Below are 13,124 nucleotides of genomic sequence, written 5' to 3'. Positions count from 1 at the left end.
CGTTCCCGGAGCAGGATGCCGGTGCAGAAAAAAGCCCGTGGCCCGGACAAGCCGGGCCACGGCGGTTCAGACCACGAGGCTGAGCGGCGATTCGACCACCGAGCGGAAGGCGGCGACCCATTCGGCCGCCAGCGCGCCATCGACCACGCGATGGTCGACCGACAGCGTCACAGTCATGACGGTGGCGATCGCAAGCGCATCCCCCTTCACCACCGCCCGCTTCCCGCCCGCCGCGATGGCCAGGATGGCGGCCTGCGGCGGATTGATGATGGCCGAGAACTCCTTGACCCCGTACATGCCCATGTTCGAGATCGAGAACGAGCCGCCCTGGAATTCCTGCGGCTTCAGCTTGCCGGCGCGGGCACGGGCGATCAGTTCCTTCGCCTCGTTGCTGATCTGGCTCAGCGACTTGCGGTCGGCATTGCGGATGATCGGCGTGATCAGCCCGTCTGGCACCGACACTGCGACCGAGATATCGACATCGTCATACAGGATGGTCGCATCTTCGGTGTAGGACGCATTGACCTTCGGCACCCGCCGCAGCGTGACGGCGACGGCCTTGATCAGCAGGTCGTTGACCGACAGCTTGAACGCCCCCGGCCCTTCCGCCGGCGAGGACGCATTGAGCTGCGCGCGCAGGGCCAGCAGCGCATCCAGTTCCACGTCCATCGCGACGTAGAAATGCGGAATGGTAGATTTCGCCTCGGTCAACCGGCGGGCGATGACCTTGCGTACCGACGAATTCGGCACGGCGGTATGCGGCACGTCGATCGCCACCGCCAGCTGCGGCGCGGGCTTGGGCGCGGCTGGTGCGGCAGCCGGCGCAGCCAAGGCGGCTTCGACGTCACGACGCACGATACGGCCATTCGGGCCGCTGCCCTTCACCGCACCCAGATCGACGCCCTTCTGGGCCGCGATGCGCCGGGCGAGCGGCGAGGCAAAGACCCGCCCCGCCTTGGGCGCGGCCTCGACGACCGGGGCGGGCGCGATTGCCGGCGCGGCCGCTGCCACGGCCGGCGTCGCCGCAGGGGCGGCAGGAGCCGCTTCCGGTGCCGCGGCGGCCGGCGCCGCATCGGGCACCGCCTCGCCTTCCGCCACCAGAATGGCGATCGGCGCATTCACCTTCACGCCTTCGGTCCCGGCCTCGACCAGGATCCGCCCCAGCGTCCCCTCATCGACGGCCTCGACCTCCATGGTCGCCTTGTCGGTCTCGATCTCGGCGATCACGTCGCCGGAGGCGATGGCCTCGCCTTCCTTCTTCAGCCAGCGGGCCAGCTTGCCCTCGGTCATGGTCGGCGACAAAGCCGGCATCAGGATGTTCACGGACATGGCGCGTGTTCCTCAGACCAGCTTGCGGACCGCATCCACCACCCAGGTCGGGTTCGGGAGGGCCAGCTTTTCCAGATTGGCGGCGAAAGGCATCGGCACGTCGGCCCCGGCGACCCGCGCCGGCGGCGCGTCGAGATAATCGAACGCATGTTCGATGACCTGCATCGCCACTTCCGCGCCGATGCCGGCGAAGGGCCAGCCTTCCTCGACACAGACCAGACGGCTGGTCTTCTTCACGCTGGCGACGATCGTCTCGGTATCGAGCGGACGGATGGTCCGCAGATTGATCACCTCGGCCGAAATTCCCTGCTCGGCCAGAATCGCGGCGGCTTCCAGCGCCGTGCCGACCATGATCGAGAAGGCGACGATGGTCACGTCGGTGCCCTCGCGCTCGATCTTGGCGCGGCCGATCGGCAGGATGAAATCGTCATCGACCGGGCACGGGAATTTCTGGCCGTACAGGATCTCGTTTTCCAGCACGATGACCGGGTTCGGATCGCGGATCGCGGCCCGCAGCAGGCCCTTGGCATCGGCCGAGGACCAGGGTGCCACCACCTTCAGGCCGGGCACATGGCCGTACCAGCTCGCATAGCACTGCGAATGCTGGGCACCGACGCGGGCGGCGGCGCCGTTCGGGCCACGGAACACGATCGGGCAGGAAATCTGGCCGCCCGACATATAGCGCGTCTTGGCGGCCGAATTGATGATGTGGTCGATCGCCTGCATCGCGAAATTCATGGTCATGAATTCCACGATCGGCTTCAGCCCCGTCAGCGCGGCGCCGACCGCCATGCCGGTGAAGCCATGTTCGGTGATCGGCGTGTCGATCACGCGCTTCTCGCCGAATTCGTCCAGCAGCCCCTGCGAGACCTTGTAGGCCCCCTGGTACTGCGCGACTTCCTCGCCGATCAGGAACACGTCCTCGTCCCGCCGCAGCTCGGCGGCCATCGCGTCGCGCAGGGCTTCGCGCACGGTAATCTCGACCGTCTCGCCCCATTCCTTTTCGGGCGCAACCGCCGGTGCCGCCGGCGCGGCCTGGGCCGGGGCAGCCTGCTGTGCCACCTGCGGCGCAGCCGCTTTCGGCGCCGCAGGTGCGGCTTCCGTGCCATCCGATTGCAGGTTCGCGATCGGCGTATTCACCGCGACATGCTCCGTGCCTTCCGGCACCAGGATATCGCCCAGCGTGCCTTCATCGACGGCTTCGACTTCCATCGTCGCCTTGTCGGTCTCGATCTCGGCGATCACGTCACCGGCGGCGATATGGTCGCCGGGGGTCTTCAGCCAGCGGGCCAGCTTGCCCTCGGTCATGGTCGGCGACAGGGCGGGCATCAGAATCTGCGTGGTCATCGTTCAGCCCTCCACCAGCACGTCGGTCCACAGTTCCGACGGATCGGGTTCCGGGCTGCTCTGCGCGAAATCGGCCGCATCGACCACAATTGCCTTCACCTTGTCCTCGATCGCTTTCAGTTCCGCCTCCTCGACACCGACGGACAGCAATTCACGGCGCACCCGGTCAATCGGGTCATGGTTCTTGCGCATCTCGTCCACTTCACTGCGCGGACGATATTTCGCCGGGTCGGACATGGAATGGCCGCGATAGCGATAGGTCGCCATTTCCAGCAGGAATGGTCCCTTGCCCGCACGGCAATATTCCACCGCTTCGCGCGCCGCCTGGCGCACGGCCTCGACATCCATGCCGTCGACCTTGCGCCCCGGAATCCCCCAGGGCTCGCCATTGCGCCACAGTTCCTTCGAGGCCGAGGCCCGCTCGACGCTGGTGCCCATGCCGTAATGATTGTTCTCGATCACGAACACGCAGGGCAGCTTGTGCAGCGCCGCCAGATTGAAGCTCTCATAGACCTGGCCCTGGTTGGACGCCCCCTCGCCGAAATAGGCGATCGAGACCTCGTCGGTGCCGCGATATTTGTTCGCGAAGGCCAGCCCGATCCCGAGTGCCACCTGCGCGCCGACGATCCCGTGCCCGCCATAGAAATTCTTCTCGCGCGAGAACATGTGCATCGACCCGCCCTTGCCGCGGGAATAGCCGCCCTCGCGCCCGGTCAGCTCGGCCATGACGCCGCGCGGGTCCATGCCGGCAACCAGCATCTGCCCATGATCGCGGTAGGAGGTGATGAGCTTGTCGCCCTGCTTCAGCTCCATCTGGATGCCGACGACCACGGCCTCCTGGCCGATATACAGATGGCAGAAGCCGCCGATCAGGCCCATGCCGTACAACTGGCCGGCGCGTTCCTCGAACCGGCGGATCAGTACCATGTCGTAAAAGGCGTGCTTCAGTTCGTCCGTGGTGAAGATCGCATTGTTCCGGGCGGGACTGGAAACGCCCGCGTCAGTGCCGGACGGTTTTTTATCGTCCATGGTTTTTCTCCCTTTTTCGCGCACCGCGACGCCGGAGCGGGATGATGTTCCCGCCCTCTGGCGCTCCGGTCTGGTGATGTTCACTCAATTTGCCGTGTTTACGGATCGGGAATGCGGCTTTCCCGATAAACCGACCTGCGACGGCAATGGCGGAATCCGACGGCAGATTTACGATTTTCGCTACCTTTTTATCGTGCTGGGAGCCGTCCTCAAAGGCGGAAAGAGGTGTAAGGTCGGAAACAAACCGAACGCATTTGGTAAACGGAGTGAACGTGAGCGACAGCAGCGGCCGAAAGATGTTCTGCGGCAACAGGGTGCGCGCACTGCGCACCGCGAATGCGATCTCGCAGAGGATGATGGCCCAGCGCCTCGCCATTTCCGCGAGCTACCTCAACCAGATCGAAAACAACGCCAAGCCGGTCCCGACGCGGCTGCTGGTGGCGCTATGCGACATGTTCTCCGTCGCCCCGAGCTATTTTGGCGATGACGGCGAGATCCGAATGCTCCGGCTTCTGCGCGAGGCATCCAGCGACCCGATGTTCCGGTCCTCGCTGCCGGAACGCGAGATCCATGGCGCCATCCGGGACAATCCCGCCTTCGTGAAGATGTTTCTCGAACTCTATCGTTCGGTCAGGACCATGCATGAGCAGGGAAGCGAGATTCAGCCCGACAAACGCACGGAAGCCGAGCGCGCCTCCGCATGGTCCAAACTCTCGTCGGCCTACGAGATCGTCGGCGACTGGGTGCAGGCGGAAAGGAATTATTTCGACACGCTCGACCGCACTGCCGAACATTTGTACGAAACCGCGCGGCTCGATGCGGATACGATCGGAACGGGGCTGGAACGCTATCTTCGCGACCGCTTCGGCGTCACGATCTCCACCACGACCGTCGCGCCCGCCGTCGCCAACAGCAGCCCATGCCACTTCGACAGTGCTGAAAAAACCGCCCGCTTCGTTCCCGGCCTGCCCGGCCCGACCCGGACCTTCTGCATGGCCCGGCTGGTCGCCCATCTGGGATATTCCACGCTGATCGACGAGGCGGCCCGTCACCCGCTCCTGTCCGACGAGAACACACGTTCGATCGCCCGTGCCGCGATGGCCAATTATTTCGCGGGGGGGCTGATCATGCCGTATGAATTGTTCGCGGCAAAAGCCAAGGCGTTCAAGCACGATCTCGACCGCCTGCAAATGAGCTTCTCGGCCAGTTTCGAGCAGGTGTGCCAGCGGCTTTCGTCCCTCCAGCGTCCGGGCGCGGAAGGGGTTCCATTCTATTTCATCAAGGCCGACGTGGCGGGCAACGTACTGAAAAGCTACAGCGCCAACCGCTTCAGCCGCGCCCGCTTCGGGGCGCTGTGCCCACGCTGGAACGTCTTCGAAAGCTTCTCGGCCGCGGGGAAGCTGATCATCCAGATTTCGCAGGATACCGAAGGCGGCCTGTTCATCAGCGTGGCGCGGGCCGTTCCCTCCCACCCCCAGTCATTCTTCGACCGCCAGCCGAAACGCGCGATCGTCCTGGGCTGCTCCGTCGCCCATGCGGACGAAGTCGTCTATTCGTCGATGCTCAACCTGCACGATCCGCGCACATTCATCTCGATCGGCCCTGGCTGCCGGTCGTGCGTCCGGGCCGATTGCGAGCATCGTGCGATGCCGCAGAGCGGCTTCTTCTTTCAGCCGGCGGCAAACGCCTGAACGGGCGTCTTATTGGCGTGCGTCTGCTGGTGCTTACGCCCGCTGATATGTCCCGGAACGTCCACCGGATTTATGGATCAGGCGGACCTGGTCGATGGTCATGTCCCGATCCACCGCCTTGCACATGTCATAAAGGGTGAGCGCGCAGACGCTGACCGCCGTCAGGGCCTCCATCTCCACCCCGGTCTGGGCGGTGGTGCCGACACTGGCCTCGATCTCTATCCCGCTGCCATCTTCGGCAGGCGTCAGTTCGAGGCGTACGGAACTCAGGGCCAGCAGGTGGCAGAGCGGAATGAGGTCTGATGTCTTCTTGGCCGCCATGATGCCCGCGATACGGGCAACCGCCAGCACATCCCCCTTCTTCATGCCGCCGGAGAGAATCAGCCCCAGCGTCTCAGGCCGCATTGCCACCAGCCCCCGCGCGACGGCCCGCCGCCCGGTCACCGGCTTGCCGGCTACATCCACCATCACGGCATGACCGTTCGCGTCGAGATGGGTCAGGTCACCCGCAACCGGCACGGTTCAGGCCGTGCCCAGCAGAATTCGCGCAGCAGCACCCGGCGACGGATTGCGCAGCAGGCTTTCGCCCACCAGGAAACCACTGGCCCCGACGGCATTGAGCCGCATGACGTCATCATGCGTGCGGATGCCACTTTCGGAAACCACGATCCGATCCGGCGGGACCAGCGGCGCAAGCTGGAGCGTCGTCTCAAGATCAGTCTTCAACGTCTTGAGATTGCGGTTATTAATCCCGATCAGCGACGTATCCAGGGCGAGTGCCCGGTTCAGTTCGGCCTCGTCATGCACCTCGACCAGAACGTCCATGTCCAGCCCGCGCGCGATATCCAGCAGTTCCGCCGCCTCGCTGTCGGTCAGCACCGCCAGGATCAGCAGGATGCAATCCGCACCAATGATGCGGCTTTCATGTACCTGCCAGGGGTCGAGGATGAAATCCTTGCGCAGGATCGGCAGCGAACAGGCATCGCGTACCCGCTGGAGGTCTTCCGTGCAGCCATGGAAGCACGATCCCTCGGTCAGCACCGAGATACAGGCGGCCCCCGCCTTCTCGTATTCGGCCGCGATGCCCGCCGGATCGTAGTCGGGGCGCAGAATGCCCGCCGAGGGCGAGGCTTTCTTGATTTCCGCGATCAACCCGATCTGCCGATCCGCCGTCCGCTGTTTCAGCGCCTGGCCAAAACCACGGGTGGGCGTGCTGACTTCACGGGCACGGGCCGTAATCTCTTTCAGAGGCGTCACGGTCGCCCGTTGCGCGACATCGACCCTGGTCCGGGCGCAGATGCGCGCAAGGACGTCCGGAAGCCCATCCGGGTCCGAGGCGGTGCCGCACTCGTTCTGAGCGGGATTCGTCGCGGTATCGTTCATGATCAACCCTGTATGAATTCGTCCCGCACGGACGGCCTGCCGACACGCGCGGATTTCAAGACAGCCAGTGCAGACCCGTCATCCAGAACACGGGCCGCGTCGGCGACCAATGCCCGCAGCAATGCGGGCTGCACTTCCCCTTCTTTCAGAATGTCTCCACGGCCGGCCACATGCAGCGCTGCCGCCGCGTTCAGCAGAACGGTGTCCCGATAGGCCCCTCGGGCACCGGCCAGCAAGTCTTCCAGGGCGGCGGCATTTTCCGCTGGCCCTCCGCCCGTAATCGCCGAAATCGGTGCCGGGCGCAGACCGGCATCGCCGGGTTCCAGCACCAGATCATACAGAACGCCGTCCTGTAACGCCACGATTGCAGTGGGGCCGGCCAGCGTCAGTTCGTCAACGCCCTGCCCTACGCCGCACGCGCCATGGACGGCCCATGCGCGCTCCGAGCTCAGAAGCTGCAACGTCTCCACGACCGGCCGCAGCCAGGCCGGATCGAACACCCCGACCAGTTGGCGCGTCACGCCGGCCGGATTGCACAGCGGGCCGATCAGGTTGAACAGCGTCCGCATTCCCAAGGCCGAACGCGCGGGTGCCGCGAAGCGCATCGCCGGATGGTGCGAGGGTGCCGCCATGAAGGCCAGGCCGCCCTCGTTCAGCCGCGCCGCGATCACGGCCGGATCGTCCGACAGTGCCACGCCCAGCGCCCCCAGCACGTCGGTCGCCCCCGAACGCGATGACAGCGCCTTGTTGCCATGCTTGGCCACCGGCACGCCCAGCGCCGCCAGCACGAAGGCAACGGCGGTCGAGATATTCAGCGTGCCCAGACCGTCGCCGCCGGTTCCGCAGACATCGATCGTGCCCGCCGGTACCGGCGCCACCCGCCGCATGCGCGACCGCACGGCGCGCACGGCGCCCAGCAGTTCGGCCCGCTGCTCGCCCCGCACCCGCAGCGCCATCAGGAACGCCGCAATCAGCATGTCCGGAATGCCGCCATCCATGATCAGGCCGAAAGCCTGTTCGGCATCGGCCTCGTTCAGGGTCTCGCCAGCCGCCAGCCGGCCCAGAATGGCCCGGAAAGCGTCGGTCGGAGCGACAGTCAGGGCCGGTGTGCCATCCATCTTCTATCAGGCCGCCTTTCGCGGCGTATTGAGGCCGCGCGCGATCGCCAGGAAATTGGCCAGAATGGCGTGCCCGTGCTCCGACGCGATGCTTTCCGGATGAAACTGGACCCCGAACACCGGAAGCGTCCGGTGACGAAGCCCCATGATCACGCCGTCCTCGGTATGCGCGGTGGCCACGAGGTCGGGCGGCAGGGTATCGGGGGCGACCGTCAGGCTGTGATAGCGGGTCGCCAGGAAGGGATCGGGCAACCCCTCGAACACACCGCTGCCGTCATGAAAGACGGGGCTGACCTTGCCATGCATGGGAACCGGCGCCCGGACCACGGTGCCCCCGAAAACCTGCCCGATGGCCTGATGGCCCAGGCAGACACCGAAAATCGGTACATGGCCGGCCGCGCGGCGGATCAGGTCGCAGCAGATCCCGGCCTCGTTCGGCGAACGCGGGCCGGGCGACAGCACGATCGCCTCGGGCTTCAGCGCCATCGCCTCATCGACCGTCAGCGCATCGTTGCGGCGCACGTCGCTGCGTTCCCCCAGATCGCCCAGATAATGGACGAGATTGAAGGTGAAACTGTCGTAATTATCGATCAGCAGGATCATGGCGACATGATGGCCTGCTGTTCCAGCCCGGTCAAACAACAGTTCAGAATTTCATCGAAATAATACGTACCGTCTAAAATTGGATCGTTTGTTACGAAAACCAGCCAGGAACGTATAATTTTATGACTAAAATAGACGGAGCGGTCAGTCCGCGTTGCCTCCGCGCGCGAACCGCACCGCCGCTTCGGCCGCACGGAACAACGCGCGGGCCTTGTGCTGGGTTTCCTCGTACTCCGCCTCGGGCACGCTGTCGGCAACCACGCCGCATCCGGCCTGCACGTGCATCTGCCCGTCCTTGATCACGGCCATCCGCAGGCCGATGCAGGTATCCATCTCGCCATTCGCGCCGAAATAGCCGATGCAGCCGGCATAGGTGGCGCGCCGGGTCGGCTCGACCTCGTCGATGATCTCCATCGCCCGGATCTTCGGCGCGCCGGTCAGCGTGCCGGCCGGGAAGCCCGCGATCAGCGCATCCAGTGCCTCCAGCTCCGGCCGCAATTCGCCTTCGACATTCGACGAGATATGCATGACGTGGCTGAACCGCTCGATCACGAATTTCTCCGTCACCTTCACGCTGCCGACCGAACAGACCCGCCCGACGTCGTTGCGGCCCAGATCGATCAGCATCAGATGCTCGGCCAGTTCCTTGGGGTCGGCCAGCAGATCCCGCTCCAGCGCCAGATCCTCCTCCGCCGTGCGGCCGCGCGGCCGGGTGCCGGCCAGCGGCCGCACCGTCATCCGCCCGTCGCGCAGGCGCACCAGGATCTCGGGCGACGACCCGACGAGCGTGAATCCGTCGAAGGCCAGTTGGAACAGGAACGGCGCGGGGTTGATGCGGCGCAGCGACCGATACAGCGCCAGCGGCGGCAGGGTGAACGGGGTCGAGAAACGCTGGCTGGGTACGACCTGAAAGGCATCGCCAGCCGCGATATAGTCCTGGATATGCCGGACCATCGCGCAGAACGCCTCGCGCGTGAAGTTCGAGCGCGCGGGTTCCAGCGGGCCGGTATAGTCCGGCCGGGTCTCATGCAGCGCCAGCGGTTCCGACAGAGTCCGCCGCGCCAGCGCGATCAGGTCTTCCGCCGCCTGCCACACCTGCTCGGGCGCGCGATCCGGGCGCGGGCGCACCGGCGCCGCCAGGATCAGTTCATCCCGCACCGTATCGAAGATGGCGAACAGGCCGGGGCGGATCATCACGCCCTCGGGCAGGTCCAGATCGTCGGGCGGGCAATTGGGCAGATGTTCCATCTGCCGCACCATGTCGTATCCCAGATAGCCGAACAGGCCGGCCGTCATCGGCGGCAGCCCCGCCGGCAGCACCATCCGGCTGTCGCGAATGATCGCGCGCAGCGTGTCCAGCGGCGCCTCCGTGACCGGGGTGAACCCATCGGGATCACGGCCGGGCGCGCCGTTGATCGCCGCCTTCCCGCCATGGCAGCGCCAGATCAGATCCGGCAGCAGGCCGATCACCGAATAACGGCCGCGCGCCACCCCGCCCTCGACGCTTTCCAGCAGAAAGGCGTTGCGCGCCGGCGTGGTATCGGTCGCGCCGGCCAGCCGGGACAGCCGCATATAGGCCGAGACCGGCGTCAGCAGGTCGGCGGCCTCCACGCTCCAGACCACGCTGCCCTCTCCCAGTCGCAGGGCGGACAGCGCCGCCTCGCGCTCCTCAAGGGTCGGCGCGGCGGGAATGGTCTGAACGAGGGTCGTCACGGGCTGGTCTCTCCGGCGCCGCCGGCCCCGGTCACCGAGGACAGGGCCGATTTCAGGGCACCCATATTGGTCTTGGGCTTGACCACCTGCTGAAGGGCCGCGGCGTAGGACATCCCGATATCATCCGCCAGGGCCTGCGACATGGCGCTGCGGATACGGCCGATGCGCATCGCCTGCGTCTCCGGCGCGGGATGGGTTATCGCGGTCAGCGTCGCGACATAAAAGCCGTCGGGGCCGTCCAGCATCATTGTCTGTCCCGCCTTGTCGAAGCGGAAGGCCAGTTGTGCCAGTTCCTCGGGCACGCCCTCGACCGCCTGCCCACGCGCCAGCGGCGCCGGATGCTCGACCTGCTGGCCGGTCGCGGCAGCCGAGACGCCGCCATGGTCCTTGGCAGCCACATACAGCGTGGTGGCCGCGACATTGGCCGCATGGCGGCGGGCCTCGTCGTCCCACGCGGCGCGCACCTGCGCGGCGGCGGCATCGAAGGGCTGGATCTGGGCGGGCACGATACTGTCGACCGCGACCGCGAACCAGCCATTCTCCGGTCCCTGGACCAGGGCGGGATTAGCCCCCTTCGCCTGGCTGAAGATTTTCGCGATGATCGCCTGGCGCAGCGCGGGCGATGCCGGGATCGGCGCGGCCTCCCCGCCCTGGGTCATGCCCTGCGCGTTCAGCGTGCCGGCGATGGCCGCCGCCCCCAGATTGTCGGGAATATGGTCCAGCCCGCCGCCGGCGATCGCATCCTGGAGCTTCTGCACGCGCTGGCCGATCAGTTCCACGGCCTGGCCACGGGCGATCTGCTCGCGCAGTTCCTGCCGGGCGGTGTCGAACGTGGTCACGTGCGGCGGCGTCACCAGCGTGACCTTGAAGACGACCCAGCCGGTATCGACCTGCGCCGGCCCCTGAAGGTCGGCGAGCGGAGCGGCGAAGACCAGCTTGGCCAGACCCGCCGAGGGAATGCCCACCTGGCGGACGCTATCCATCTGCACCGTGGCGGAATCCTTGGCGTCGGCCTGGATGCGGCCCCAGTCGGCGCCGGCTTTCCACTGGTCGGCGATAGCCTGCGCGCGCGCCTGGCTGGGCGCCGTCACGATCTGCACGGTGCGGGTTTCCGGGACGTTATATTTCGTCGCCTCGGCCTCATACAGCCGCTTCAGATCGGCATCGGGGATCTCGACCGACTGCGCCACGCTCTCGCGCGACAGCACGACGATGCGCGCATGGCGATATTCAGGCGTCTGGAACAGCCAGGAATGATTATCATAGAAACGATGCAGTTGCGCCGCGTCGGGTGCCGGCGCCGCCTGGGCGGTCAGCGGAAAGCGGACCAGGTCGATGGTCCGGGTCTGGGCATCGAAATCAAACACATGGCGGATCATGGTTTCCGGCGCGCGGGCACCGTTCTGGACCGGTTCGATCAGCGCGCGCACCGCCAGGTCGGCGCGGATCAGGTCCAGCAGCCGCTTTTCCGTCATGCCGATCTGCTGAAGGCGCGAATCGAACAGCTTGCGATCGAATCGTCCGTCCAGCCCCTTGAAGGCCTGCAGCCCGAACACTTCCTCGCGCAGCGCGTCATCCGGCACGGTCACGCCCAGCCGTTCCGCCGACAGCGTGATCTCGGACTGCATCAGCAGCCGCTGCAACACCTGCTCCGCCGCCTGGCGCCGGGTCGCGACCGGCAACTGCGCCGGGTCGTTCATGCCCGACTGGCGGGCGACCTGCTGCAATTCGTTCTGCACGGCGGAGAGGAAATCCTCGGTGGTCACGGTCTGACCGCCCACCCGCACGATGACATCGGCGCGCTCGCTGCCGATATTCGACAGGACATCGCTCACACCCCAGCCGACAAAGGCCAGGAACAGCAGGCCGGCGATAACGCGCCCCAGCCAGGAATCGACGAAGACGTGACGCAGGAAGGAAATCATGAACGGCAATATCCGGGCGAAGGCGGCACAAGCGACTATGGCGACCGGCTGGCCGCCTTATTCGGCCGGGCACCATAAGGATACGGCCCGCGATTGACCAGAACCCTCTGCGCGGGTGCCGCGTCGGCGCGTGGCCATTGTGCTGGCGCGGCACGCATGGTGTACGGTATCGGCGACCGGGCGGCGCACATGGCCCCACAATACAAGCAAGGGATCAAGCCACATGAGGCAGATGATCGTCGGCAACTGGAAGATGAACGGGCTCAGCGCCCCGTCGCGCGACCTCGTAAGCGCGATCGCACAGGGTCTGGAAGCCATTCCCAACCCGCCGCCGGTCGTGGTCTGCCCGCCCTTCACCCAACTGGCGGCCATAGCTCCCCTGCTGAAGGGCACCGGCATCGCGCTGGGCGCCCAGAACTGCCATCACGCGCCGTCGGGCGCGCATACCGGCGACATCTCGGCCGCCATGCTGGCCGAACTGGGCGTGGAATACGTCATTCTCGGCCATTCCGAACGGCGGCAGGAACATGGCGAGCTTGACGAGACGGTGCGCGAGAAGGCCGTGGCCGCGATGGAAGCCGGCCTGACCCCGATCGTCTGCATCGGCGAGAGCGCCGACCAGCGCGCCGCCGGCGAATATCAGGATGCCGTCGGCTGGCAGATCAAGGGCTCGCTGCCCGACAATTTCAACGGCATCGTGGCCTACGAGCCGATCTGGGCCATCGGCTCGGGCGTGCCGGCCTCGGCGCAGGACATCGCGGACATGATGGGCTTCATCCGCGCCGAGCTCACGCGCCAGTTCGGCGAGGCCGGAAAGACCATGCGGATTCTCTATGGCGGGTCGGTCAATGGGCGCGAGGCCCCCACCATTCTGCCGATCGCGGAGGTCGGCGGCGCGCTGGTGGGTGGCGCCAGCCTGAAGGCGGACGCATTTCTGCCGATTGTCCGCGCCGCCATTGACCTGTAAACGGTCGGTCTGCGTCGCC

11 protein-coding genes are annotated in these 13,124 nt (G+C 66.1%); 2 read left to right on the top strand and 9 right to left on the bottom strand.

Annotation, left to right across the window (positions count from 1 at the left end; genetic code table 11):
* Positions 1-66: 66 nt before the first annotated feature.
* Genes ACMAUO_RS01960 through pdhA form a run of 3 tightly spaced genes read right to left on the bottom strand, consistent with a single transcriptional unit; the run spans position 67 to position 3,705 of the window.
* Positions 67-1,329, bottom strand: coding sequence for a pyruvate dehydrogenase complex dihydrolipoamide acetyltransferase (locus ACMAUO_RS01960; protein WP_420355317.1), 1,263 nt, complete (start codon positions 1,327-1,329; stop codon positions 67-69).
* 12 nt (positions 1,330-1,341) lie between these two features.
* Positions 1,342-2,676: a pyruvate dehydrogenase complex E1 component subunit beta gene (locus ACMAUO_RS01955; protein WP_420355316.1), complete on the bottom strand. Its 1,335-nt coding sequence runs from the start codon at positions 2,674-2,676 to the stop codon at positions 1,342-1,344.
* Positions 2,677-2,679: 3 nt separating this feature from the next.
* Positions 2,680-3,705, bottom strand: a complete 1,026-nt coding sequence (gene pdhA, locus ACMAUO_RS01950; protein ID WP_420355315.1) for a pyruvate dehydrogenase (acetyl-transferring) E1 component subunit alpha — start codon at positions 3,703-3,705, stop codon at positions 2,680-2,682.
* A 272-nt stretch (positions 3,706-3,977) separates the two neighbouring features.
* On the opposite strand from pdhA, the gene ACMAUO_RS01945 reads away from it, so the two are divergent.
* Positions 3,978-5,396: a helix-turn-helix domain-containing protein gene (locus ACMAUO_RS01945; protein ID WP_420355314.1), complete on the top strand. Its 1,419-nt coding sequence runs from the start codon at positions 3,978-3,980 to the stop codon at positions 5,394-5,396.
* Between the two features lie 33 nt (positions 5,397-5,429).
* Here ACMAUO_RS01945 and moaC read toward each other — a convergent pair whose 3' ends face one another.
* The 6 genes from moaC to ACMAUO_RS01915 all read right to left on the bottom strand — a co-directional run bounded on the left by moaC (position 5,430) and on the right by ACMAUO_RS01915 (position 12,138).
* Positions 5,430-5,915, bottom strand: coding sequence for a cyclic pyranopterin monophosphate synthase MoaC (gene moaC / locus ACMAUO_RS01940; RefSeq protein ID WP_420355313.1), 486 nt, complete (start codon positions 5,913-5,915; stop codon positions 5,430-5,432).
* A gap of 3 nt (positions 5,916-5,918) precedes the next feature.
* On the bottom strand, positions 5,919-6,779 hold the full coding sequence (gene trpC, locus ACMAUO_RS01935) for an indole-3-glycerol phosphate synthase TrpC (RefSeq protein ID WP_420355312.1): 861 nt from the start codon (positions 6,777-6,779) through the stop codon (positions 5,919-5,921).
* A gap of 2 nt (positions 6,780-6,781) precedes the next feature.
* On the bottom strand, positions 6,782-7,897 hold the full coding sequence (trpD, locus tag ACMAUO_RS01930; protein ID WP_420355311.1) for an anthranilate phosphoribosyltransferase: 1,116 nt from the start codon (positions 7,895-7,897) through the stop codon (positions 6,782-6,784).
* A gap of 6 nt (positions 7,898-7,903) precedes the next feature.
* Entirely contained in the window at positions 7,904-8,500 is a 597-nt protein-coding gene (locus ACMAUO_RS01925; RefSeq protein WP_420357174.1) for an anthranilate synthase component II, read from the bottom strand.
* Positions 8,501-8,644: 144 nt separating this feature from the next.
* On the bottom strand, positions 8,645-10,213 hold the full coding sequence (gene trpE, locus ACMAUO_RS01920; RefSeq protein ID WP_420355310.1) for an anthranilate synthase component I: 1,569 nt from the start codon (positions 10,211-10,213) through the stop codon (positions 8,645-8,647).
* The gene (locus ACMAUO_RS01915) at positions 10,210-12,138 is read right to left on the bottom strand and encodes a peptidylprolyl isomerase (RefSeq protein ID WP_420355309.1); all 1,929 of its coding nucleotides are present in this window, start codon (positions 12,136-12,138) and stop codon (positions 10,210-10,212) included. Before ACMAUO_RS01915 ends, trpE begins: the two co-directional genes overlap by 4 nt.
* Positions 12,139-12,361: 223 nt before the next feature.
* Here ACMAUO_RS01915 and tpiA point away from each other — a divergent pair, with 223 nt between their 5' ends.
* Entirely contained in the window at positions 12,362-13,105 is a 744-nt protein-coding gene (gene tpiA, locus ACMAUO_RS01910) for a triose-phosphate isomerase (RefSeq protein WP_420355308.1), read from the top strand.
* Positions 13,106-13,124 lie beyond the last annotated feature (19 nt).

It is taken from the genome of Gluconacetobacter brunescens (assembly GCF_048695475.1).
Lineage (GTDB): Bacteria > Pseudomonadota > Alphaproteobacteria > Acetobacterales > Acetobacteraceae > Gluconacetobacter.
The sequence above is the reverse complement of the archived record's forward strand: the minus strand, read 5'-3'. Positions and strand labels throughout refer to the sequence as shown.

What these genes read in the sequence shown, in the direction of transcription:
- ACMAUO_RS01960 (WP_420355317.1), bottom strand. Translation starts at nt 1,329, where the DNA reads ATGTCCGTGAACATCCTGATGCCGGCTTTGTCGCCGACCATGACCGAG.
- ACMAUO_RS01955 (WP_420355316.1), bottom strand. Translation starts at nt 2,676, where the DNA reads ATGACCACGCAGATTCTGATGCCCGCCCTGTCGCCGACCATGACCGAG.
- pdhA (WP_420355315.1), bottom strand. Translation starts at nt 3,705, where the DNA reads ATGGACGATAAAAAACCGTCCGGCACTGACGCGGGCGTTTCCAGTCCC.
- trpC (WP_420355312.1), bottom strand. Translation starts at nt 6,779, where the DNA reads ATGAACGATACCGCGACGAATCCCGCTCAGAACGAGTGCGGCACCGCC.
- trpD (WP_420355311.1), bottom strand. Translation starts at nt 7,897, where the DNA reads ATGGATGGCACACCGGCCCTGACTGTCGCTCCGACCGACGCTTTCCGG.
- ACMAUO_RS01925 (WP_420357174.1), bottom strand. Translation starts at nt 8,500, where the DNA reads ATGATCCTGCTGATCGATAATTACGACAGTTTCACCTTCAATCTCGTC.
- ACMAUO_RS01915 (WP_420355309.1), bottom strand. Translation starts at nt 12,138, where the DNA reads ATGATTTCCTTCCTGCGTCACGTCTTCGTCGATTCCTGGCTGGGGCGC.
- tpiA (WP_420355308.1), top strand. Translation starts at nt 12,362, where the DNA reads ATGAGGCAGATGATCGTCGGCAACTGGAAGATGAACGGGCTCAGCGCC.